Raw genomic sequence first — 23,629 nt, forward strand, 5'->3', positions numbered from 1 at the left:
GCCGTCCTCGGGACCACCGGAGACGGCCCGGCCCCTGAACGTGGCGAGGCAGCTCAGGTCAGTGCGCGAGCGCCGCCGCCCGATGGCCGTGTGTGGCGCCGGGTCGGCCCTGCGGCGAAGCGTCCGATCCCGGGAGCGTGGTGGGGAGATTCTCCACGACGTTGCGGGCCAGCTCCTGCGTGATCCGGGTACTGCGGGAGTAACCCTGCGTATCGCCCCACATGGTGCCGGTCACCTCGTAGCTCACGTTCAGCATCAGGTTCCCCAAGCGGACAACCGTCACGACCCGCGGGCGGGCCTCGCTGTACTCCACCACGGAGAGAGCTTCGTCACCCAGCCCGGAAGGAAACGTGGTGTGCTCGGGGACGACGAAGCGGAGACCGAGACCTTCCCTCTCGTCGAAGCTGTTGTCGGCCCCCTCCACCGCGGTACGCGCTGATGTGGGGCGGTGGAGGACGACAACGAGTTCCACGACGGGATCCGCGGCAGTCGAGGTGCCGGCGCTCCAGGAGCACCGCCTCACGTCGAAGGAGCCGTAGTCCTCCCCGGACTGCTCTGCGCGTGGCTCGGGGACGGTCTTTCGCAGGGCTTCACGGTCGACCAGTTCGCAGACGGGGGCGATCGTCTCGTAGGGCCCGCCTTCCTTGGGTGGTCCAGGCAACGCGCTCAGCTGACTGAGGCTCATGCTCCACCACAGCACGGCGGATCCGACGGTGATGACACATGCGGAGGTGAAGCCGAGGGCAGACCGGAAAACCGCGTTCGTCGAGCTGTCGGACGGCATCCGAGCCGGGGCAGACTGATCACCGGTCGGCGCGGCGAGTCGCTGCTGGAGCCGGGCGTGCCGGAACTGGTACACGGCGCCGGACTGGCGCAGTACGCCGAGGCGGTGGGCCTCCGCGAGGAAGCCGAGCACGTTCCACGGGAGCCTCCCCGCGCCCCACAGCCACGCTCTGGCAACGTCGAAGCCGAACCAGGCCGACGACGATGTTCCGAGTACGGCCAGAGCGACGAGTACAACGGCCACCACGATGGCGGAGGTGCCCGGCCGGAAGGAGTGAAAGACGGGGGCGATCCCCGCGAAGATCACGAGCCAGGCTGCCCGCGAGACCGCCGAGCCCCCTGCCAGTACGTTGACGAACCCGAATGACACCAGCGTCGCCAATCGGTCTTCGCTCAGCGTCCGCTCCGGGCCGCGGGTGACCGAACCGCTCGTCCGTTCACGAAGACCGTCGAGGAACTCTTGACTCGTCTGTTGGCTACCGTCCCTGGTCCGAGGCCTCTTTCGCCGCCACATCCAGTGGCCGACGGAGAAGCACAGGCAGGCGACTGTGAAGACCGATTGGACCAGCAGGGAGTCCACCGACTGGAAGTACAGAAGCCACCCGACGCACAACGCCGCAATGGCGAGCACGGGCCGGCCCATCCGCGCCAGTTCGGTCCGCGGGACGTGTCGCGGCAGCGGCGCCCGGCAACCGAACACCACATCGGCGACCGACAGCAGACAGAGCACACCGAAGGCGGCCCAGACCGGCAGCTCGATGCCGAACCAGGACATCGGCAGGTCGACCTGCCACCGCAGGAGCACGGTGGCCGCACCCAACGCCAGCACCGCCCCCACCGCCCGAGCCGCTCGAGCAGCCACCGGGCTCAGCCGCCACCACGCCAGGTCCTGGGTCTCCGAGGAGTCGAGACGCTGGGCGAGGAACGTCAGCCACCGTGTGATCCGCTCCGAGTGATCGGTGACCGCCGGGACGAGCTGGTCCATCAGGTGGTCCTCGATCGCCGCTCGTGTGGGGAAGCGGCGGCGATCCAGAAGCTCGGCGGGATCACGTGACGTGTCACTGTAGGTGATACGAGCCAGACCGGTCATCAGCGGCGTGGTCAGTGCACTCTTCAGTTTCAGTACGTGCAGGTCACGCGGGTGCTCGCGCAGCTGGGTGAAGACCGGGTCCCACTTGGTGGCCACGGTCCGGCCGACGACCAGCTTCCGTGTCGAGCGGCGCAGATAGTCCACCGACTCCAGGACGCTCAGCGGCTCCACGCGTACCGCCGCCGTTGCCGGGAGCATGGCGTCGGCCTGCCCGACCGCGGCCTCGTACTCGTCGACCCTGCTGGTGAGCAGGAAGGGATCCTCCTCCCCGAGCGAGGCGCGGAGTCTGCGCAGCGCATGATGCCGAGTGCCCGCGCTCATCTCGTCGAAGCCGTCCAGAACCGGTAACAGTCGTCCTGCTCTGAGGAGTTCGACCGCGATCGGCTCGCCAGAGACCGACCGCCCGGCCAGTGCCGGGTGGTCGGCCGCCAGACGCTCGGCCGCCCAGGACGCCAGGTCCTGCGCCACCGGGTCCCATGAGGCCATGGGAAGGAGTACGGGAACACGGCCGCCCGGCTGGGCCGCCCGCAGGCGCTCGTAGGCGAAGCGCAGCACGAGTACGGACTTGCCCGCTCCGGCCTCGCCAAGAACGAGCAGTCGTCCGGAAGGGATTCTGGCGTACGCCTCGTTGAGGGCACCGGTGCCCGACAGATCCAGCGGCGCTTCACGCCCGTCGTCCGTGCGGATGTTCATCCAGTGGTCGCCGAACGCCTCCGCGTTGACCCAGCGCACCGGCAGCGGAGCCGGGTATCGGAGTCTGCGGAGCTTCGTCTCGCGCTCCCACTGCACACCCAGTTCGTGTACGAGTTGCTCGGCGGCGGCGTCGAGTTGGCGGGCCAGGCGGCGGGTCAGGCCGGGGCTCCGCCGGAGCCGCTCCCGGCGCCACCGCCGGACGCCGGGCCTCAGCAACGGGCCCGTGAGCACGATGCACACCGCGCCCGCGAGCAGCAGCGGTCCGGTGGGCCGGCGACCGACGCCGTACCCCACCGATGCCAGGACGATACCTGCCACGAGTAGGCAGAACGGCGCGAGCATGAGCGCGAGGGCGGGGCCGGATCTCCGGACAGGCACGTCGTCGGGGGCCGCCGGCCCCGTGGAGACACTGATGTACTGGTCCCTGGCGGACATGAAGACGCTGGCATTGTCGTGGGCGTGGGCTTCCTGGCGTGGAGCAGGGCCTCCCACGGGGGTGCTCACGATCCAGTGATGTGCTGGTCCCTGCCCGACATGTAGACGCGGGAGTTGTCATGGCTCTCCGCCTTCATGACGACCGGCGCGTCCCGCGTGCGCTCGCTCTCGGACGACACGGGGCCGAGGTGGTCATCCAGCAGCTGCCGCAGCTCAGCGGCAAGGCCCGGCTCCTCTTCGAGGAACCGTTGGAAGTGCAGCCGCCAGGCCCCGGCCAACGCCTGCTCGGTGTCCGCATCGTTCGCGTCACGCGCGGCAACCACCTGCGTACGCAGGACGTCAAGCTGCGCTCCCACGCCGTCGGCGCGTTCCGGACGTATCCGGCGCCACATCGCCACCGTCGCGGCCCTCGCCTGCTGCCAGGCATCCGTAGCCATGGCGCTCACTAAGGCGGTCCCCGCCACCAGTGCGATCGGGTCCATGCCCCACCCCCCACGGATAGTGATCCGATGACCAATGTAGAGGGCGGGGGCGCACTTGGGTGGCGTCACGGCGACACGGATTCCACCGTCAGGCGAGTTCTGTGCGGCAGTAGGAGATGTTCACACGGCCGGGTTTACCGGATGGTGAGCAGAGGGCGTGTGTCGGTGATACCCAGGAGGCGTCGGGCCTGCGCGGGTATGCCGTACAGCTCCAGGGCTCCGCCCTCCGCGCTGATGTCGCTTCGCAAGGAGAGAGGGGTGTGGAGGGCGCTGGAGTCCATGAAGGTCGCGGACGACAGATTCTCGAACAGCACCGCGCCCGACCTGCTCTTCCGCAGCGGCGGCCGGCTCTCCGTCTTCGATGCTCGCCAGGTCCTCAACAGCGACAGCCGGGACACCCTGTCGGAGGTCGTCGTCGGATCCGGATGGGACACGTACGACCGGATTGTCACCCCCGGAAGTCTGGGCGGCACCGTCCACGCCGATCTGCTCGGCCGGGACAAGAGCGGCGTGCTGTGGTCGTACGCGGGCAGGCAAGGCCTCGGCCCCGTTCGCGACCCGGGCGAGGGTCGGCGGCGGCTGGGGGATCTACAACAGGGTCACCGCCACGGGGAACGTCGGCGGCGGCCCGGCCGGAGACCTCATCGCCCGCGACAGGAACGGCGTCGACTGGCTCTACCTCGGCAAGGGCGACGGCGCCTTCGCCGCCCGGACCCGGGTGAACAGCGCCTGGGGCTACTACACCGACCTGATCCCCGCCGGCGACGCCGACCGCGACCGCCGTGCCGACCTCGTCGTCCGTCATGTGACCGGCGGCGACACGGGCAGCCTCAGCTTCCACCGCGGCAGCGGCGACTGGCGGGATCCCTTCCCGAATGCGGAAGACATCGACGCGTCACGGCGGTTCATCAGCGACGGCTCCCTGCTGTTCTGACCCGCCGCCCAACCGACGCACCCCAAGAGAGCAGAGCCGCCGCCCCGCTCAAATTGCCCGCCTGGTTCCTGGCGCGCCGGCGGCTGCCCTCGGCAGGGTGGTGCTGTCGGCCGCCGCCGGCAGAGAGGCGGGAAAAGGGGGAGAGTGTCGGGAAGAAGAGCGGGCAGACCGCGTCGCATCAGGGCGGTGATCATGCGAGATCTTTCGGTTTCATGTCAGCACGCCACCTGCACGAATAGCACCCCGTGGACCCCGTGGCAGTGGAACCACCGAAATCTCCAACACTCCTGACAGTGCGTTCCCCCCGGGGGCCAACGCTGACCTGCACCAACCCGCAAATCCTCACTCTCTCGCTGCACTGCCACAGAACCGAGAGATCGAAGCCAACAAAGACTGACGGACCGCAATTTATCTCACCGAAGATTGTCCCAAGATCGGCCGGCCGGGCCGAGCGTCAGCTGAGGGCGCAGGTCGTTGTAGATCGGCACAACACCGATCCGCGTGCCTGAAGCCCCCACCACAAATCGCGATCCTCAAGGGAGGACGGTCCCTCTGACTCCACGCATACACCGATCCGGCCATCGGGCATGACCCCAATCCACGCGCCATCTCCCGATGCACCACTGGAGTCCAGCTTCCCATCGCAACCCCACGGCCGGTAGTCGAGGTCAATCCCTTGATCACTCATAAACTTTCTGGAACAGCTGGCGTGTAGCGTCCGTCCACCTATGGCCATAGTGACCCTATTTTCCGTGAACACCAGGCGGCCATCATCTCGGAAGAGTTGCCACGAGAACATCACTCCTGATCGGCCCGTCGTCAGGAAATATAATAGAGTGGCCCAGCTGCCGCCCGGGCTATTCGGCGCACCTTGAACCGATGCGCGTTCTGCGACGATACCGACCGAGGCGGCTGCTGCGGGCTACGCAACCGGCTGCCAGGTGACACAGGTTGGCAGCTCTCCGCCAGAGAACACGAACTCTTTTACAGCTTCCCGAATACGGTCTACGGGGAGTTCGCATTTCTCCGGGAAGTACGCTTCATGCCCGGCGACATGATAGAGGATCCCCTCCGCGCTTTCGGTTTCGCCCAGGGTTGCGAAGTTAAAGGCCTCGTAGCCGAAGACAATAGCGCCTTTACGGTGGACCGGATCTACGCCGACGATGAACTCATGGTCAGGGAATCCGGACGGGAGAGTACGGCGATTCAGGGAAAGAAGTGTTGCCGCCGAATGATACTCCTCCTTCGCCGAAAGGAGGAAGTCGATCACTCGGTCGACATCTTCGGACGTTTCTATTCTCTGAGGTTGGAGCCAATGCCCCGCCTTATAGTGGGCTCTAGCCTTGATTTCCACTTCAGCCTGCTTTCGGGGCTTCTCTGAGCGCCATTCGCCGTTTCGCTTTTCCGGTGCAACTGCCGTCGTGTCCACCTGCCGACGCCCCAACCTCACGCCCCACGGCAGCAACGGCTCCAGCCGGGCCCGTCGACCGCTCGTCAGACCCCCCGCATCGCACAGCACGTGATCATCAGCGAACGAGCTCCACTTTCGAAACAGGCCCTATCCCCTATCCCCTATCCCCTACTGGCCGGTGCCGGATCCGGAAGGTCTGTCAGGCGCGCGAGGATGACGCGGCAGGTGTGCTCGATGTCCAGGTCGAAGGCGACGGCACCTGACCACCGCGGATCGCCGCGGTGGGGTTGCTCAAGTGCGGCCTGGATCTGGGGCAGGGCGGGGCGTGCGGCCGGGCCCATGCGATGGAGGCAGGCGAGGACGTCACGTGCGGTGCAGTCATTGTCCTTCCAGGCGGCCAGCAGCGCCGGCACGACGGTGCCGGTCTCGCTCGTGCCGGCTATGTCCCACAGGGCTGATGCGACGTGAACGAGGGTCCACGAGTCGTTCAGCACGGCCGAGCCGTTCTGCTCGTTGCGCGCGTTCTGCTCGACCCGCTCACTCAGGATCTGCCGCAGCCGCGGCAGTACTACTGCGGCGCCAGGGCCGATGCGGCCGGCGAGGTCGATCGCGTCGAAGTTCCGGTGGTCCTCGAGGAGGCGCTCCAGCAGCGGCACGACGCTCTCGGGACGGCGTTCGAGTTCCCAGACGGCGCTCGCCGCAGCGGTGCGCAGGGAGACGTCGTCGACGTCGGTGAGGGGGCGGACGAGGTCCAGGGCGAAGGCGGCACGGGGACCGAACGACGCGAGCGCCTTCAAAGCAGGCTCCGCGGTGCGTCCTTGCTGGTGCCGGACGGCAGCTTGGAGGGTCTCGGTGAGTGCGGGTACGGCCGCCGGATCGCCGAGCCTGGCGAGGGCGGAGGCGAGCGTCGCAGGGCCGACATCGGGCCATTCCTGGGAGTGGTCGATGTCGGCGAGGCGGCTGATCAGCCGGGGGGAGAGTTCCGCGGCGCACTGGGGCAGATGGCCGACGGCGTTCATTGCGCGCCAGGCATCGGTGTCGGTGTCCAGCGCGGTCAGCAGGCTGGGCAGGGCCCGCTCGTCTCCGAGGCCGGCCAGCGCCACGATGGCCAGTTGGTGGGCTCGGCGCACGGCACGGTGCGGGCTGGCCCACGCTTCCGGCCGGTGGGTGGTGACGTAGGTGGCGAGGGCCTCGCGGGCGGGTTCGGCGAGGGTGGCCAGGGAGCCGAGCGCTTCGGCCGCGGCCGCGGCGGTGTAGGAGTCGTCCGGGAGCAGGCAGTCGGCGATGAGTTCCACCAGAGCGGTGTGATCGCCCCGCCATGAGGTGATCAGACTGCGTGCCATGTCGATGGCGTCGTACCGAGTCCCCGGATCCACGCTGCGCAGCTGCTCGGTGAGCAGAGCCGCCCGGCCCCCGGCACGCTCGCCCAGGGCCTCGTGGAAGGCCGTCAGCAAAGGGGTGGTGGCGGCGTGGACGCGTCCGTGCCGTTCGAGATCGGCGAAGGCAGCCGCGATGTGCCCGGGGACGTTGGGGTCGGGTTCGGGCTCGGCCTCGCACGCACACGGACGGGACGGATCCCGGCCGCCCTGCTCTTCCTCGGGTCGGGGCGCGGGGGTGACCTGGCGCAGCAGTTCGATCGCCCTCGGCACCGTCTGGTCGTCGATGGACTCGGGAGCGCAGCGCGCCCGGTGGACGAGCGCCGCCAGACGGGTATCCGGATCAGTCGTGGCGCTGTCGGCCAGCGTGTCCAGCCACGCCCGCGCCGTGGTAGCGGCTGCGGGCAGACGGAGCGCAAGGTCGGCCATCGTCCGCACCACAAGCAGACGCTCGGCAGCTCCGCTCTCCTCCACGAGGCGGCCTTGCAGGAGCCCCACCGCCTGTTCGGCGTCGTCCAGGAAGAGGCCCAGGCCCTCGACTCCGGCCCTGCGCACCTTCGGGTCGGGGTCGCCGGCGTAGGCGACGAAGTCGTCGGCGTGCTCGCGCATCAGGCGCGCGGTGTCCGGGTAGATGGTGGACTCTTCACCGTCTTCGCCGCAGATGACGGCGTAGATCTCTTCGGCGTCGACCGCTTCCCGCCCGATGTTGAGCAGCAGCGCGACGACTTCTCCGCGGTCAGGAGTCGCAGGGTCGTGGGCCATCGCGAACAGGAACGGCAGGCTGGCCACCGTACTCGAGTACACGCTGCCCTGGTGGAGGGCTGCGCTGTGGAAGTCGCCGAACGCTTTGTCGCGTACGTCAAGGTCGGGCGAGACCATGCCGCGCAGCCATCCGGGCACGTCGCCTGCCGGCCCGTAGGCATGTCCCAGGGACGCCCAGTCGATCTTGTCCAAGTCGTTGATCATGACCGGCACTATGCATGGCAGCACTGACAGCCGGGACGGGACCGGTCACGACATCAGGCCCACGACAGCGGAACGCCGCCCCGCAGGGGTGGCGTTGACGTTTCTGCGGTGAAATCCGGTCCGACAGGGCTTCATACACCCCTTCGACATGATCGCGAGTCTCATCGGCCGCTGCACACCCGTGCCCGATCTTCCTCGTGGGGGTTCCACGTTGCGGCACCGCACCACCGGCAAGCGTCTCGGCCTGGCCGTCGCGGCCGTCCTCTCCGTCACGGCTCTCGGCACCGGCACCCTGGCCACCGCTCCGACCGCGCTCGCGGCCAACACAGCGGCCCCGCTCACGATCGACCAGGTCAACGTCCCCGCCGTGGCGGGACTCGACAAGACCAACGGCAGAGTGACTCTGGAGTGCACGCTGTCGCGAGGCGACGCCAATCTGGACGTCACGCTCACCCACGTCGCCACCGGCGAGAAGGTCACACAGCGCCTGACCGCCCCGAGTTACAGCACCGTGTTCTCCCTCACCTGGAAGCCGATCTTCGAGGAACAGGGCTCTCCCGGCCTCGGAGTACTACGGCGGCTCCGCCCCGTCCCCAACCGATCAGCGGTCGATGCGCTCAGCCCCGGCAGCCTGATGGAGACAGGGGGCAGGGCGAGGTTAGGGACGGTTCCCGTGTGCGCTGTGGTTCGCTCGACGAAGGAGGAGCCCGACTGTGTCCCTGCGGCATCGCCACGAGTACGCCGCAGACATTCCTCGTGGCCTCCCAGCCAGCTTTCGTAGACCGACCCAGGAGTTGTCAGACCACCCGAAAGCATGACTTGCATGCGCACCGCTTCCGGCCCAGATCCGCCAGGCTCGAGCCAGTGTCTCTTTGAGAGACGTGGAACGCCGGTTCCTCGCGTACTCCTGGACCCGCCCCCTCTGGCAGTACTGGACACGTCACAGCTTTGTCAGGGCCGCTCTCGCCCTCCCCGGCGTCACCCGGATCAGGCTGCCCTCAGCTCCAACCCAATTGCTGTGAAAGCGGGTTGGTGCAGGTCTTCCACCTCCGCTCGAACCAACAGCGCCTCACGGCGCAATCAGAGGTCGAGCCAGAACCCGTTCTCGTGGACGAAACCAGCCCGGGTTCTCCGCCGCTCTGTGGCTGTGCCACCGCCGTCTCGGTTTGGGGCAGTGCGGGATGTGCGGCCGGGCCCCAACCGACTAGGCGCTTACCGCAGTTGGCTTCTTCACCGTAGGGTCTGCTGCCGAGGGGGAGCCCCTCGCTCGGCAGGGGAAGGGGGAGCCATGGAGATCTATGCCCACTGGCTTGACGGTGAGCATCTGCGCGTGTCCGGGTGGGGTCCGCAGGACACGTCATTGGCCGTCATGCTGAAGATCCAGGCCCTGTTAGGGCACACGGTGGTGCTGAGCGACGTGCAGCTCATCGACAGCCAGGCGGTGCAGGCGCTGTTCGAGACGGAGGACTTCCGGTCCTTCGTGCGCGGCTGCCCGTCGTTCCTGCGCTGCACCACCGCCGCTCCGGCCGGCAGCGACCCCTTCGCCCTGGTCACCACCGGCCTGCACCGCGCCCTGGAGCCCGGCTGGCTCTCGTCTTCGTTCGACACGGCGGAGCCCCTGGTCAGGCTCTCCGAAGCCGTCCTGGAGCGCAGGGAGGCGAATCCCGGGCCGCTGTTCGCGCGGGGTACCGCGCTGGGCGCACGGTACGAGGAGGGCGGGGTGATCCGGCGCAGGCTGGAGGCCGTGGCCTGGACCCTGCATCACTTCTCCCGCGAGGCGGGAGTGCCGCTGGGCACGAGCGCCGTGACGCACCCCTGTTCGTACCGCGACGTGTTGGAGGAGGTGGCGGAGCTGCCGGGGCTCCCCGGCCACGACTACGCCCCGGTGGAACGCACCCTCGTCTATCTCGACGAGCACGTGGAGCCGTCGAACCGGCACCGAAGGGCCGTGCTCTTCACCCAGCTCGACGCGACGGACCCACCACACAGGACGGCGATGTGGAACACCGCGACGCAGGCCTGGAACGCAGCGGTGCAGCGGACTCTGGGCACCGACGGGGCGTCCCCGCGGTCGCTCCCGGAAGCGGCCGACATCGGGCTCTACCTCGGGCGTCCGACGGACGCGCTCTTCGAGCCCGCCGGCCCCGGGGCCACAGCTCCTGCGGAACACGGGATGGCCCCCGGCAACCTGGCGGCGGTCGCCGAACTGGGCTGGCAGGACATCGCGAAGATCCATCAGGACGAGGTCGTGACCCGTCGACGCGCCGCCTTCCAGGCGGCGCTGCGCGCCGGGGACGCGGCGGCGGCCGACGACGCCCTCCCCGCACTGCTCCGGGCGGTCCGGCGGAAGCTGCCGGCCTCCGGAGAGCGGCCCGGGCGGCTCGCCTGGGCCGCGGCCGAGACCGGCCTCGGGCTCGCCGGAGCGGGGCTGGCGCTCGGCACCGGCGAGACCCTCGGTCTCGTGGGACCTGCGCTGGCGTTCGGCCTGGCGGCCGAGCGGCTGCTTCGGGGCGGCCGCAACCGGTCGCACATCGTCAACACGCTGATGACGGCGGGTGGAAGAGGGACCTGGGCCCGGCGCGGCGAAGCCTGACAGGGCGCTGGGTGCCGGGCGGTCGAGCGGTCGGCGCCTCTGCCCCGATCCACGCCTCAGGCGGTGCTGAACCGGTGCGCACGGCTGCCGCGCTCCTACGAGAGGCAGGGACGTTGTCGGTGGCGGCCGGTACGTTGCGATCATGGGCATCTATCTGGTGAGTGTCACCGCACAGGACTGGTCACAACTCGGGGAGGGCGGGTACGGGGACGTCGCCGCCGCGCTGAACACCGAGCTGGAGCGGCGCGGGCTGCCCCCTCACGAGCTGCGCCAGGTCGCAGAGAAGGCGCCGGGCTGGTTCGAGGAAAAGGTCAGCCCGTCCATGGACGGCTTCGTGGCGCTGTGCAGGACGCAGCTGACCGCTGCGGAGCTGTCAGCCCTCCTCGACTGGAGTGTGCTGGTGCCGTTCGCGTTGGAGGAGGAGATCGTGCTCCCTGTCGGCACCTCCTACTCCGGCGAAGAGACAGTGGTCGCCGGGGCCCCGCGGGTGCTCGCCCTGGCCGAGCGGCTCGCCGACGCCGTCGAACTGCCCGTGGACGCGATACCGGCGGGCGAGAACCTCACACTGAACTTGTGGTTCCTGGAGGGCGGGGCGGAGCGGACCGCCCGGGCGCGGACAGGACCCTGGGCCGAGGACCGGGACGCGGCCTTCTACGTGGCTCTCTACCTGCGCGCCGCGCAGTACTCCATACGGAACGGCTGCCCCATGACCTACTCCTGAGCCACCACGGGGCCGAGGGCCAGGGGCCGGCCGTGTCCGCCGCCCGCCCGAACCCGTGCCCTACCGGAGCACCACCACGTTGGCCGGGGGTGGCCCCAGGACGCGGTGAAGAACGCGCGCACGAACTTCCTGGACCGCTACCGGTTCAGCATCGCCGCCAGCGGGCCCGCCCAGGGCCTGCGACCCCTGCGCGACCCAGACGAGGCGACCCCGACGACCACGACCAGGACGAGGACTGATCCGTGTGTCCCGCGCAAGGCGCCCTCTCCCCGGGCACGACCAGGACGAGGGCTGATCCGTGTGTCCGGCGCAAGGCGCCCTCTCCCCGGGCCTGTCGCAGGCGGCCTGTAGCCTCTCGCCATGCAGACAGCGCTGATGATCTACGACGGCTCCGCACCGGCCGATTCCGACGCCTTGCGCACCGGGGGCGTGCCGCTGGCTCCTGCCGGATTCACCTGGCCCCTGTGCGGCTGTGGGGGACCGCTTCAGTTCTTTGCCCATCTCCCCGTCGAGTACGGCGTCCTTTCGGTGTTTCTGTGCCAGAACGACCCCGGGGCGTGTGAGTTCTGGGACGCGAGCTCCAGCGCGAACAGGGTCTATGTGTTTCCTCGGGAGGAACTGCGGCCGGTAGCCGTACCCGAGGCGGGACTGACGCTGCTGCCCGCCACCTCGGCCATCCGCACCCACGTCGTGACGATCGACCCCGAGGAGGCATGCGAGGAGGAAGGGATCGAGCCTGACGCCTACGACCTTGCCCGCTCGGGGTGGAAGCGGGAACCCGAAGAACGATTCGGGAAGCAGCGCGAAGTGCTCGGGTCACTCGGAGGCAGTCCCTCCTATCTTGAGGACGACCGCCTGCCTGGGTGTCCCTCCTGCACCGGCACGATGGAGTTCGCGGCCCACCTGGAGGAGGGGATAACCCGGGAGACCGCGATGAACCTCGGCGGTCAGCTGGGCTACGTCTTCGTCTGCCGTCCTTGTCGCGAGGGAGCCTTCCTCACGGACTGAGGGCCACCTGCGAGCGGTACGGACGGTGATGTAGCCGGCTCGGACGCCGCAGAGCGTTTCTTGGGGCGGAGTCGACGCAGCCCGATCGCGGCGTTGCGGCAGAGGGGCAGAGAAAGCGCCAGTGCGCCCGGCTCTCGGTACCGTCGATAATGCCGGTCTTCCCAGTCGCGCCGAGATGGTCAACCACCTCTGCCAGGGTGCGCAGCCGCACGTCCGGGTTGATGGTGCATCCTCGCTCGGGGAGCAGTGGCCGCCCTTCGCCGACGGCCCGGGTGACAGTCGAACGGTCCCCGCCAAACCAGCAGGCCAGCACACGTCATGAGTAGCCGCATGGCGAAGGTGCACGACGTGGCCAGGAGCCGGTCAACGGAGACCGGGTGCTGCGCGCCGGCGCCCACGGCACACTTGCACGGCCGAGAAGAAACCTGGCCTGGTGCCGTTCATGCCACAACGGTGCGACCTCGGCTACGAGTTCAGCGATCGCAGCAGCTGAGAGACCGTGATCTTCCGGTCGTTGATATTCGCTGTGCGCGTCACATTCGCGACCACACAGGCAATGAGCGGCGATCCGGAGGTGGCTGTCTCACCGCTTACCGTGTGCGAGCTCGTTGGACGCGACGAGGTCCGTGCCCGTGCTGTCCCATGTGGGTCCGGCGGGGAGTGTGACGGTGCGCCACCCATGTGAGGCGTCCAGCGGTAGACGGAGGTGCGCCTGCCGGCCCGCGTTGGTCGGCAGGGCGGCCGGTCGGAGCCGTGCTGAGCAGTCTCGAGTCGGCCGGGATGTCGAGCGGCGCCTGCTCGTCCGTCGATTCATGGGCGGTGGCGGGCGGCGGCTGCCCGGCGGCGACCGCCGGAGCCGTCAGCGCCCCGGTCGTCACCTCAGCGCCCCGGTGTGCGGGCGATCGTGACCCGTGCGCTCACGCCCGGACCGGACAGCTTCCAACGCAATTCCACCCCCTGCACCCGGTCCAGGTCGATCGTGGCGGGCATGTCGGCGCCGCCGTACACGAGGACCGACGGCTCGCCGGTGGGGGCGACGAGCTCCGCGACGGGCACCCCGATGCGCCGACGGTGACCCGGTACAGCCCTTCGCCGTCCGCGATCGAACCGCCCCAGGCCATCAGGGAGCCTCCCGGCCCCGCAACGAGCCAGCCCATGTAGTCCAGGACCTGCACGCTCTCCCCGGTCCCGTCTGCGCGCTCCGCCCTCACCTGGCCGCCGAAGCCGCTCGTGTGGGGCCGGGTGGTCCCGCCGTGCACGAGCCACTCGGCGACAACGCCGCCAGGTGGCTCTTTCTGCAAGGTCATCACCTTCTGCGACGTCGTCTGCGGCAACACCGCGCGGGCAGCACCCGAAGTGGCCCGCTGCGCCGCACTGGTGGACGCGCTGCCGGACGGGGAGGACGGAGAGGACGGCCAGGGCCGCCGTGGCGGATGGGCCCCCTCGGTCCGCGCGCGGGCCGGCCCTGATCCTCCTCCTCTCCGTCCTCGCCGTCGCGGCCCCTCAGGGCAGCGGCACCGCTGACCTCCGGCGGCAGGCTGGGGCAGCCGCCCCTACCGGGTGATCGTCCTCGACCCGTTCACACTGTCCGAGGGGGTCGAGGGCGATACGGGAGTGGACCCGGCCACCCGGGGTGGAGCCTGGAGCTGCGCGGCGCCGGCCTTGGGGCCGGTGGGGCTGCCCAGACGGACCTCGCCACGTCGGACGGCTTCGGCCGCGCTGATCTTCGGGGCCGCCGGGGTGCCGTGCGTGGCAAGCGCGACGCGGGGGACCCAGTGGTTGCCGGAGACGACCCAACTGCCCCGCCACGCCACCCCGTCCCAGCCGTACGCGGCCGTGTTCGTGGCGTACCAGACGTCACCGCCGCACGCTCGGTTGATGTTGCCCGCGAGCTCCACGCCCACGGCGGGGACGTGGTTTCGGAGCGGTCCGAACCCGGCGCACTTCCACCACACGCCCCTCGCCATGTCGAAGGCAAGGATGTGCCGCTCGCTGGAGAGCCAGCCCGTGTACTGGTTCGCGAGTTGGCAACCCCCGGTGGACGTACGGTTGTAGCCGTACGTGATGCTCCGCGAGTATCCGCCGCCGTTGGAGCCCGCGCTGGTCTCCGCGTAGCCGGCGACGCACCTCACGTTGTCCGTGTGCGTGTACCGGAAGCTGGAGACAGCGGACGCCTGACCGGTGAAGCCGACGACCAGGCCGAGGGCTGCCGCCGCGGAGCCCAGGACGCGGGCGATGTCTGATCTCTTCACGCTTACTCCTCCGTCGTGTGGCCGGTGCCGCGAGCCCTTGCGATCGCCCGCGGCGCCGGCGGTCTGTCAGGTACCGATGGCTACCAAGTGGGGCCGGAGCGCTCCTCCGCGCGCCGCCTGGCCTCCTGCTCCTCGATCCGCGCCCGGTGCTCGGCTTCCTGCCTGGCCCGGAACTCCGCGTGCTCACGCTCGGCACGCCGGCGGTTCTCCTCGATGTCACGCATCTCGTCGTCACTCAGCGGCATGACGTCCTCCTGTGTGTCGTGGTCCCGGCCGACCGGGCTCGTCCGCCTCTCTGGTGGGGTACGGACGAAACCGTTCGGGTCCGAGGGAGGTCGATCCCTCCTCACCTCGAGCTTTCGCCGACGGACGTTTGTTGCGCAGCCCTCTCCCGGCGGTGAATCAATCCGCATCGCCACCGCACGACGCAAAAGCGCCTTGCCGCCCACGTCTTGCTACGGCTTGGATTCATGACTGGCAGGAGACCGGTCGGCGGCCGACCGGAAGGGGGGCGCGATCGTGGGACGCCAGGAGAAGCCCGTGGACCCGGCGGCCGGACCGGTGGCCGTGTTCGCCCTCGCGTTGCGGCAGCTTCGAAAGGAGGCGGGCAGCCCCACGTACGGGACGATGGCCCGCCACGCCACGGCCTACTCCGCGACCACGTTCTCCCGGGCCGCCTCGGGCGAACAGCTCCCGACGCTGCCCGTGCTGCACGGGTACGTCGCCGCCTGCGGGGGCGACCTCGTGGAGTGGGAACAACGCTGGGCCCAGGTGTCCGACGAACTGGCCTCCCGGGCCGCAGAGTCCTCGGACGAACCGGCCCCCTACCTCGGGCTGGCCCGGTTCGAGCCCGGCGACAGCGATCTCTACTTCGGCCGCGACCGGCTGGTCCACGACCTGTTGGCCCTCACGGACCGACACCGGGTCGTCGCCGTCTTCGGCTCCTCCGGCAGCGGCAAGTCCTCCTTGCTCAGGGCTGGCATCGTTCCCCGGCTCCGTGACCGTAGGGTCCCCACGGCGGCGGTCCGCATCCTCACTCCCGGCGGGCGGCCTCTGAGCCGACACCGTGAGGCCCTCCGCCCGGCCGACACTCAGGGCGACACGTGGCTGATCGTCGACCAGTTCGAGGAACTGTTCACCCTCTGCCAGGACAACGAGGAGAGAAACGGCTTCCTGGCCGGCCTGCTCGCCGCCCGCGAGCCGGGCAGTCGCTTGCACGTCGTCCTCGGAATCCGGGCGGACTTCTACGCGCACTGCCTGACCCACACCGAACTCGCCCGGACGATCCGGAGGGCCAGCCTCCCCGTGGGCCCGTTGACCCGTGACGAACTACGCAAGGCCATCATCGGCCCCGCGACGGCCCGCTCCCTAGTGGTGGAACGGGCCCTGACCGCCACCCTGATCGACGAGGTCCACGGCCGCAGTGCCAGCCTGCCGTTCCTCTCCCACGCACTGCTGGAAACCTGGCGCCGACGCCGCGGTCGCACGCTCACCCTGGAGGGGTACGAGCGGGCCGGCGCCATGCGCGGCGTGATCGCCCAGAGCGCGGAGGCCGCTTACGCACGCATGGACCCCGCCCAGGCCGAGACGACCCGTCAGGTGATGCTGCGGCTGATCACTCCCGGCTCCAATGCCCCGGACACCCGTCGGCCCACCAGCCGCAGGGAGATCGAATCCATCGGAGGCGTACGGGAGACCAGAACGGTTCTGGACGTCCTGGCACGGGCTCGGCTGATCACCCTCGACGGGGACACGGTCGACCTGGTCCACGAAGCCCTCATCACCGCCTGGCCACGACTACACGCCTGGCTCGAAGAGGACCGCGAGAAACTGCGCCTGCATCGCTGGCTCACCGACGCCGCCGAGGCCTGGGAAGCCGTCGGCCGTGACCCCGGCGTGCGCATATCACCGGTCCGCCTCACCCAGCTCGACGCACACTTCACCACACCCGCCGACCGTGGCCGACTCACCCTCCTCGAGGCCGATTTCATCGCCGCCGGCAGAGCCACCCATCGACGCGGCAACCGCGTCCGCTGGACCGCACGGGCCGTCGTACCCCTCCTCGCGATGACGACCGTCATCACCGCTCGCCTCGCCTGGGGACAGATCCTTGCCACACGGCAGCGCCCCCTGATCGCGCCGACCCACTGCACCACCGCTGCCGCCGTCTCCCCACCGGCGAGCCGGTCGAGGCGCAGAACCAGTGGCTCATGAGATGACCGTGGCCGTCACACCGATGCCACAGGAGCCGGTGAGGTGCCGTGGCATGACGCGCTGGGCGTGACCTGCGGCCGATGGGACTCGTACGTCCGTCGGCGCGGGCCTCGGCGGCAGAGGGACCGATCGGCGCCCGGTGAGGGCGCGGAGTGTGGCGGCGAACCGTACGGCGAGGGCCTCAAGCCCGTCCCCGCCCGACGCACCGACGCAGCGAGGTGGTTGAGCCCCACCCCTACGGACGGCCGCTCTCAGATCATCGACGCGTTCCGGGAGCCCAGCGGTTCCGGTGTTGTCGGTCCCCGGTGCTAGCGTCGCCGCCATGGCGAACCGTTCTTATCTCTACTCTGCGGACTCGATGCCGAACGAGGCGGAGATCCCCAAGCAGGTCCGATGCATATCCGAGCACAACTGGGACATCCCGCTCGCGCACAAGCTCATGGTGGGACGCGGAACAACGATCGTCCCGTCCATGATCTGGAACCCTCGGATCGGCATCGCCGCGGACTACGCCGACGGGGCAGCCCTGCTCCGCGACCTCCTGCACGCGGTAGGCAAGGGCCTGGAGGACGACGCCGAGTTCGCCGAATGCGTGGCCAGGACCACGGCCCACCTCGAGAAGCAGCAGGCGAAGTACTTCCTCCTCGAGACCGGGGAGATCATCTCGATGTCGGGTGACGATCCGGCAGCGAGCGTGCAGCGTCTGGCGTCCGAGGACATCCCCGACGCCGTCGCCAAGGCCGAGGCGGCAATCGCCGGCCACAAGGACGAATGGCTGTCCTCCGTCCGAGCCGACTGGCAGAAGCACTTCGCGTCCTTCTACAGCGACGCCCTCTACTTCTCCTTCCCCGACTGACGACGCCCGCGACACGACGCCAGGCGCTCCCGGCCCTGACCCGGACGACAGAACCTCATGGTCGCGCTCGTCCGAGCCCTGCGGGGGAACAGCCCCCAGGCACTCCCCCACCAGCGGTGGAGCAGCCTTCGGCCGCTCCACCGCAGGGCTCCGCCACGCCCCGCAAGCGACCGCCTGTGCCCGGGCCCGTCACGGTGAGCGTGCCGGGCCCGGGCCGGTTCGTAGGGCGTCCGCCGGTCACCCCCGTGCGGACGGCGAGACCGAAGGTGCTGCGTCCGCCCCGGTCCCGCCGACGCGGTTGTGGGATCAGGCGGGATTGATGTTCTCCGCCTGGGGACCCTTCTGCCCCTGGGTGACGTCGAACGTCACCATCTGGCCCTCCTGGAGCTCACGGAAGCCCGAGGAGTTGATCGCCGAGTAGTGGGCGAAGACGTCCGGGCCGCCACCGTCCTGGGCGATGAAGCCGAAACCCTTCTCCGCGTTGAACCACTTCACAGTTCCCGTAGCCATGTCTCATGCCTTCCAGTCGATGAACGCCTCCCACACCATGTGGAAGACGGAGGTGATCGCCCTGGTCCCTGCGGCACAGCACAGCAAAAAAGCCCACGCCGAAGGCATGGGCAAAGGGAAGATCCGAACCACGACAGCTAACGGGGACGGTACACGCCAACACCTTCCGTGACTACTGGAAACGCCCCATACCCCAGGGACAGGTGACCATCAGGGTGTAGGAGGCACAGTGCGGGCCAGGGGTTCGATGTCGTCGTAGAGCGCAGCGTGCAAGGTAACGGCCCCCGCACCTGCAAGGAACCGCGGCCGCTTCCGGCGCCGCGCTTCCGGGTTGCCGGACCGGCGCACCGTGGTCGGGGCCCACTGGTCCGGCAGCCCCATCACTACACCAGGCAGTCCGGGGTGCTGAGCGCGCTGAACGGCACTCCGGCACCACGAAGGGACCCGAGGGGAGAACAGTGCCTTCGCCCAGAGGCCAACGTGCCGTCCGCACGCAAGGACACGTTCCGCGTCGACGCGAAGCGCCCACGGTCACTCGCCGGCCCCCGGAGGCCGAAGGACGGTGCACGGTGATCGGCGCGCTGTTCACCACGGAGACATCGGGGTGGCCCGCCATGCCGCCTGGTGCTCCGTCCGTTTCAGCCTTGGTTTCGGGCTGGAGCCTCAGCTGTTGGCCAGGGTGCTGTCCAGGAGGGGGAGCAGGCGATCCCAGTGGCGCTTCAGTCCGGAGGCGCTGAAAGCGTCGGTGTCGGACATGGTGAAGCCGTGGATGGTGCTGGGGTAGATCTCGGAGGTGTAGTCGACACCTGCCGCATCCAGGGCCTGGTTGAGCTCGCTGAGGGCTTCAGGTGTGATGTCGCCTTCGGCGTGACCGAGGTGGATCCGGGCGGTGAGCTTGGTGAAGAGGTCGGTCCCATCGACACCTACGGGGCCGTGGAACGCGGCGACGGCTGCCACCTGGTCGGGGTGGGCCGCTGCGGTGCGCATCGCGTAGAGACCGCCTATGCAGTAGCCGGTCACCGCGACCGGTCCGGCGCTGACCTCGGGCTGGCTGGTGAGGAACCTGAGGTAGGCGTCGGCGTCGCTCCGCACACGTTCGGCGGTGTGCGCCTCGATCAGGGGCATCAGTTGGGCGAGGACCGCGGGCCGGACCTCTTCTCCGATGTACCCGGGAAGCTCGAGCAGCGGTGCCGGGCCGTGCCGGTAGAAGGAGTTGGGGACGAGCACGTAGTAGCCGTGCCCAGCCAGTTCGCGGGCCATCTCCCGCAACACGGTCCGGATGCCGAAGCCGTCCGCGTACATCAGCACCCCTGGGTGCCGCTCGCTGTGGTCGGGGAAGGCGGCGAAGGCGTCGGCCTGGCCGTCCGTGGTGGGAATCCGCAGCGTCTTGGTGCGCATGAATGCTCCTGTCGTGGTTGATGTGCAGAGCCTGTGATCAGCACGACGGAGGCGGAGACCGCGCAGCAGCGCAAGAGCCCCGGGCAAACAGCGGGCCCGAACCAGCCCGTACGGCGCTCAGAAGAGCCCCGGGTCGCCGATCCGTGTGTGGCGCGTGGCCGTCCCGGTATTCATAGCCGCACAGCCTACTCCACAGGAAAGGAGCCGACGCCGGCATCAGCAGCCGTCCGAGAGGGGCGGTGAGGATCTGGATGGTCATGCCGTGACGCTTGTGTCTGCCGGAGTAGTACGGGGTGTCGGCGGCGATCCGGTCGATCGTCAGCGGCGTCCCGTCGAAGATAACGATGGCCAGGCGGCTCACGGTCGCGCAGGCCACGCCATCAGACTGGCATGGGCTCACGGCTTCTCAGACGAATGATGGCAACCGCTCCTGCCCGTCAGGAGGGCTGACTATTTACGGCCCTTCGGGTGGCGAAGGAACGGCCACGGTTCCCGGTCCTAGTCTTCCGGCTTCGTTTCAACAACATCGCATGAGGACCGCTCCGTGGATACTCCGGAAACAGGCCCATCGGCGTGTAGTCGTGGTAAAGGCGCCGGTGCCACCACTCCCCTGGGCCGGCCAATGGATCGGGCAGCGTTCGACGCCACAGTTCCTCGTCCAAAGGGCGCACGATCAGCTCCAGTTCCCGCTGTGGACGGGGTGGCAGGAGGTGAAGAATCTGCTCGATGGCATCCCGGGCCGCTGCCGTGTCGTCGAAGTGCCCCCCTGGGCACGGACAGGCGGTGCGCTGGAGATACAGATGGGGGCCAGGCTGGGTCAGGAACCAGCGGTACAAGCGCAGGGCGCTCTCTGTCCCGAGGTGGAGGTCGGGGTGCTGGGCTTCCAGACGATGGATGAGAGCGGTCGTCCTGGGCGACAGGCCCCGGATACGCCGGATGTTCGGTCTGGCGGGTCTCCACTGAGACGCACGGAGTGCGCCTGGCCGTCTACGCGGCATGAGCCTTTCGGGGAATGATCACGCGCTGACGCTCTCATGACGGTGGGCACGATGTCCATACAGCGTTCCCGGACGGAGAGAGCGAGGCGAGGCGCCGCTGCCCTCGGCAAGGGTCTCGAAAAGTGCTACCAAGTGGCCTGGACCCGCTTCCACCCCACGAACATGGTCGGTTCCCGGTTTCCCGATCGTGGTAGTCGTCCGGCCGGCGATCCGGCTGAGGTCGGGTATGCCGAGGTGGACGGTTCGGTCGCCGGTCTGGGCGAGCCTGTCTTCTTCGGCACCGACGAGGCTGACGTTGAGGCCTGCTCTGCACTTGGGGCCGGTTCGTCCCAGAGCCTCTGATCTGTAGCTCTCTGAAACCGAAGTGGTGATGCTGCCAGAGGGATGACAGCGAGGTTTCGGAGAGCGAGAGCCGCTCCGCCTGCCGCCTCAGTACTGTGACTTCGCATGACCGACGCCGAGATCACCGCAGACCTGGTCCGCGACCTGCTGCAGGAGCAACATCCGGACCTTGCAGGGCTGCCCATCAAGGAGGTGGCGGGCGGCTGGGGCAACCAGATGTGGCGCCTCGGGGATGAGTTGGCTGTGCGCATGCAGCGCATGGACCCCACTCCGGAGCTCCAGCTGAAGGAGCGGCGGTGGCTACCGGTGCTGGCCCCGCGCTTGCCGCTCCCGGTGCCGCTTCCGGTGCGGTTCGGTGAACCGTCCGAGCGCTTTCCCAAGCACTGGACCGTGATGACGTGGGTTCCCGGCGAGCCGCTGGACCACGGTGCGATCAGCCGCGGCGCCCACGCGGCCGACATGCTGGCGGGCTTCCTGCGGGCGCTTCATGTGGAGGCGCCCGCCGAGGCGCCGATCTCCAGGGACTTCGGTGCCCATCCCACGAACTGCACGGACGGCTTCGCTAAACTGTTTCAGGCCGTTGGCCCCAACGACGTCGCTGCCGATGTCCGGGCCGTCTGGGACGACGCCGTTGCGGCCCAGGCGTGGACGGGCCCGCCGGTGTGGGTCCACGGTGACCTGCATCCCGCGAACGTCGTCGTCTCGGACGGAACGCTCTCTGGCATCGTCGACTTCGGTGCCCTGTTCGCCGGCGATCCGGCGTGGGACCTCGCCGCCGCATGGGTGCTGCTGCCCGTCGGCACGGCCTCACGGTTCTTCGACATGTACGCGCACGCAGACGAGGCGGCGATCCGGCGTGCCCGTGGGCTGGCCGCTATGAAGAGCCTGTTCCTGATGCTCATGGGGCAGAACGGAGACCGGGGCCTTCCCGGCGGCAAGCCGCACTGGGGACCTGCGGGCCGGGCGGCACTTGATCGTGTTCTGAAGGGCGTATGAGGCACGCTTCTTCAAAGGCCGAGTACATCGGCCCCGGTGCCGCCTTGCCCGTCACCGGATTCGGCACCCCCGCCACCTGGTCAGCAGGACACGTGCCGGCTCCGAACCCTCCTTGCCGCCTCCCGCAGCAGCAGAAGCGCGGCGGCCGGAGCCGAGGGGCCCGAGGTGCGGGTCGCCAGGGAGGCGCCTGCACGGCGTACGGCGTCGAGGCGGAGGCGCTGAACGCCGGCGAGGGCGCGGACGAAGGGGCGGTACGGCGGGGCCACCAGGCTCGGGAGCGGGGTGGCGGCCGTCAGGTCGGCGGCGGCGCGGTCGGCCTGCTCCTCGACGAGCCGGCCGAGCGCGGGACCTGGCAGGGTGAGGTCCGCGCCGTGGCGGACCACAGCGTCGACGGGGACGCCGTGGCGGCCCGCGCGTACGTCCTCCGGCAGGTCCTCCAGGAAATCGATGCGCTGCATGGCGCGGATGAGCAGGTGGCAGCCCTCGGTGAACGCCGTCCGCGTGGCGGCGTCCTCGGGGGCGAGGAGGCCGGCCGTGAGCATCAGTGCGGGCAGCGAGTACTCCCGTACGTACTGCCTCAGTTCCTCGTCGTCGGCGATGGTCCGCCAGACGACCTCACGCTCGCAGCCCCGTAGGAAGTCGTCCACGTGGGCGCGCACGTCGGGGTGGCTCTCGGCTGTACGCGCGAGGCAGCGCAGGACGGGCAGGGCGGAGTCGCCTTCGGCGAGGGCCTTGCGTACGAGGCCGTCCCACGCGGTGAGCGCAGCCGCCCGTTCGTCCGGCGTGCCGCGGTCGATGCGGTCGTCGGTGTCGTGCATGAACGCGACGGCGGCAACGACGTGCGGCAGCAGCGCGGCGGGGAGCAGGATGCGTGCTGCCGCGTACTCGGCCGTCGCGAACCGCCGTGCCGCCCGCCGTTGCTCGGTGTAGTCCCGTCGCAGCCGCGGTTCCGTCACCCCGGCCCGGTCGAGGGCCCGCTTCCACATGCCTGTCTCCCGTCGACGTCGGCTGTGAGCTTACGGCTCCCGGGGCGGAGACCCAGAGGTGCCCCCGGGCGCCCGGATTGGCGCCTGAAATGGTCAGCCCCGGCGTCTGCATGAGGCGCTCGGCGGGCGCGGACTGCACGGTTTCGACCGGTTCCCCCCGCCCGCTGGGCGGACGGCCGCGGACCCGCCCCGACCACGTCAGAACAGGACGGTTCCCCATGTGGGTCAGCCCGTTCGTGGTCCGGGGCCCCCGACCCTCGACGGGGTGCGGTCCGCGCTGCGACCTGATGGACCGTCGGCCGGCTCGCCGTGACGGGTGAGGTGAGTTCTGGAACCTGATCGAACAGGCACGCGACCGAGCCGGCGACCCTGCAGATGCCGACGAGGTCGCAGCCCAGGCCACCACGTTGCCGGCCGCCCGTGAACTCCAGGATTTCCTCGCCGCCCAGCAGATCCTTTGGGATCGCATGGCCGCCTCGTACCAGGCCCCCTAATACCGTGTCCTACGTGGTGAGGCGGACGAGTCGCTTGTAGCAGCAGATGGCGGCGGCGAGGCCGAGAAAGGCCAGGTAGTTGCGGGGATGA

Annotated in this window: 19 protein-coding genes and 1 pseudogene; 8 read left to right on the top strand and 12 right to left on the bottom strand. The window is 69.4% G+C overall.

Features of this window, described 5'->3' with window-relative positions; genetic code table 11:
• Positions 1–58 precede the first annotated feature (58 nt).
• From ACZ4XX_RS24825 to ACZ4XX_RS24835, 3 genes are all read right to left on the bottom strand, one after another.
• Positions 59–3,001 (bottom strand): NACHT domain-containing protein, encoded by a 2,943-nt coding sequence (locus ACZ4XX_RS24825; RefSeq protein WP_468510066.1) that lies wholly within the window; start codon positions 2,999–3,001, stop codon positions 59–61.
• 65 nt (positions 3,002–3,066) lie between these two features.
• Positions 3,067–3,483, bottom strand: coding sequence for a hypothetical protein (locus tag ACZ4XX_RS24830; protein ID WP_468510067.1), 417 nt, complete (start codon positions 3,481–3,483; stop codon positions 3,067–3,069).
• Between the two features lie 134 nt (positions 3,484–3,617).
• Entirely contained in the window at positions 3,618–3,935 is a 318-nt protein-coding gene (locus tag ACZ4XX_RS24835; RefSeq protein WP_468510068.1) for an STAS domain-containing protein, read from the bottom strand.
• Between ACZ4XX_RS24835 and ACZ4XX_RS24840 the strand changes: the two genes are divergently transcribed.
• Positions 3,929–4,417, top strand: coding sequence for an FG-GAP repeat domain-containing protein (locus tag ACZ4XX_RS24840; RefSeq protein WP_468510069.1), 489 nt, complete (start codon positions 3,929–3,931; stop codon positions 4,415–4,417). The two genes, ACZ4XX_RS24835 and ACZ4XX_RS24840, sit on opposite strands and share 7 nt — an antisense overlap.
• A 922-nt stretch (positions 4,418–5,339) precedes the next feature.
• On the opposite strand, the gene ACZ4XX_RS24845 is transcribed toward ACZ4XX_RS24840, so the two are convergent.
• Positions 5,340–5,846: an Imm1 family immunity protein gene (locus ACZ4XX_RS24845; RefSeq protein ID WP_468510070.1), complete on the bottom strand. Its 507-nt coding sequence runs from the start codon at positions 5,844–5,846 to the stop codon at positions 5,340–5,342.
• 143 nt (positions 5,847–5,989) lie between these two features.
• The gene (locus ACZ4XX_RS24850) at positions 5,990–8,170 is read right to left on the bottom strand and encodes a HEAT repeat domain-containing protein (RefSeq protein ID WP_468510071.1); all 2,181 of its coding nucleotides are present in this window, start codon (positions 8,168–8,170) and stop codon (positions 5,990–5,992) included.
• Between the two features lie 148 nt (positions 8,171–8,318).
• Here ACZ4XX_RS24850 and ACZ4XX_RS24855 point away from each other — a divergent pair, with 148 nt between their 5' ends.
• The 4 genes from ACZ4XX_RS24855 (at position 8,319) to ACZ4XX_RS24870 (ending at position 12,492) form a co-directional block, all read left to right on the top strand.
• A complete protein-coding gene (locus tag ACZ4XX_RS24855) occupies positions 8,319–8,951 on the top strand; it encodes a hypothetical protein (protein ID WP_468510072.1) in 633 nt (210 codons plus the stop codon).
• A 507-nt stretch (positions 8,952–9,458) separates the two neighbouring features.
• Complete coding sequence (locus tag ACZ4XX_RS24860; RefSeq protein ID WP_468510073.1) at positions 9,459–10,763, top strand: hypothetical protein; 1,305 nt, start codon at positions 9,459–9,461, stop codon at positions 10,761–10,763.
• Positions 10,764–10,905: 142 nt separating this feature from the next.
• Positions 10,906–11,484, top strand: coding sequence for a hypothetical protein (locus ACZ4XX_RS24865; RefSeq protein WP_468510074.1), 579 nt, complete (start codon positions 10,906–10,908; stop codon positions 11,482–11,484).
• Positions 11,485–11,844: 360 nt separating this feature from the next.
• On the top strand, positions 11,845–12,492 hold the full coding sequence (locus tag ACZ4XX_RS24870) for a YwqG family protein (RefSeq protein ID WP_468510075.1): 648 nt from the start codon (positions 11,845–11,847) through the stop codon (positions 12,490–12,492).
• Positions 12,493–13,371: 879 nt separating this feature from the next.
• Here ACZ4XX_RS24870 and ACZ4XX_RS24875 read toward each other — a convergent pair.
• The 3 genes from ACZ4XX_RS24875 to ACZ4XX_RS24885 all read right to left on the bottom strand — a co-directional run bounded on the left by ACZ4XX_RS24875 (position 13,372) and on the right by ACZ4XX_RS24885 (position 14,989).
• The gene (locus ACZ4XX_RS24875; RefSeq protein ID WP_468510076.1) at positions 13,372–13,548 is read right to left on the bottom strand and encodes a hypothetical protein; all 177 of its coding nucleotides are present in this window, start codon (positions 13,546–13,548) and stop codon (positions 13,372–13,374) included.
• A gap of 497 nt (positions 13,549–14,045) precedes the next feature.
• Positions 14,046–14,744: a hypothetical protein gene (locus tag ACZ4XX_RS24880; protein WP_468510077.1), complete on the bottom strand. Its 699-nt coding sequence runs from the start codon at positions 14,742–14,744 to the stop codon at positions 14,046–14,048.
• An 80-nt stretch (positions 14,745–14,824) separates the two neighbouring features.
• Positions 14,825–14,989, bottom strand: a complete 165-nt coding sequence (locus ACZ4XX_RS24885; RefSeq protein WP_468510078.1) for a hypothetical protein — start codon at positions 14,987–14,989, stop codon at positions 14,825–14,827.
• 274 nt (positions 14,990–15,263) lie between these two features.
• On the opposite strand from ACZ4XX_RS24885, the gene ACZ4XX_RS24890 reads away from it, so the two are divergent.
• Together ACZ4XX_RS24890 and ACZ4XX_RS24895 are read left to right on the top strand one after the other, a co-directional pair.
• Entirely contained in the window at positions 15,264–16,958 is a 1,695-nt protein-coding gene (locus ACZ4XX_RS24890) for an nSTAND1 domain-containing NTPase (RefSeq protein WP_468510079.1), read from the top strand.
• 322 nt (positions 16,959–17,280) lie between these two features.
• Positions 17,281–17,814: a DUF7822 domain-containing protein gene (locus tag ACZ4XX_RS24895; RefSeq protein WP_468510080.1), complete on the top strand. Its 534-nt coding sequence runs from the start codon at positions 17,281–17,283 to the stop codon at positions 17,812–17,814.
• A gap of 306 nt (positions 17,815–18,120) precedes the next feature.
• On the opposite strand, the gene ACZ4XX_RS24900 is transcribed toward ACZ4XX_RS24895, so the two are convergent.
• The 3 genes and pseudogenes from ACZ4XX_RS24900 to ACZ4XX_RS24910 all read right to left on the bottom strand — a co-directional run.
• The gene (locus ACZ4XX_RS24900; protein ID WP_360036272.1) at positions 18,121–18,324 is read right to left on the bottom strand and encodes a cold-shock protein; all 204 of its coding nucleotides are present in this window, start codon (positions 18,322–18,324) and stop codon (positions 18,121–18,123) included.
• Positions 18,325–18,987: 663 nt separating this feature from the next.
• Positions 18,988–19,722 carry a dienelactone hydrolase family protein gene (locus ACZ4XX_RS24905; RefSeq protein ID WP_468510081.1) on the bottom strand — a complete coding sequence of 245 codons (735 nt, stop codon included), beginning with the start codon at positions 19,720–19,722 and terminating at the stop codon, positions 18,988–18,990.
• 202 nt (positions 19,723–19,924) lie between these two features.
• Positions 19,925–20,071, bottom strand: a pseudogene (locus ACZ4XX_RS24910) (IS5/IS1182 family transposase); the annotation flags it as partial.
• Between the two features lie 1,096 nt (positions 20,072–21,167).
• On the opposite strand from ACZ4XX_RS24910, the gene ACZ4XX_RS24915 reads away from it, so the two are divergent.
• On the top strand, positions 21,168–22,058 hold the full coding sequence (locus ACZ4XX_RS24915) for a phosphotransferase (protein WP_468510082.1): 891 nt from the start codon (positions 21,168–21,170) through the stop codon (positions 22,056–22,058).
• A gap of 80 nt (positions 22,059–22,138) precedes the next feature.
• Here the strand turns inward: ACZ4XX_RS24915 and ACZ4XX_RS24920 are convergent, their stop codons facing one another.
• Complete coding sequence (locus ACZ4XX_RS24920) at positions 22,139–23,044, bottom strand: phytoene/squalene synthase family protein (protein WP_468510083.1); 906 nt, start codon at positions 23,042–23,044, stop codon at positions 22,139–22,141.
• Positions 23,045–23,629: the final 585 nt, after the last annotated feature.

Source organism: Streptomyces sp. NPDC029956 (genome assembly GCF_055574655.1).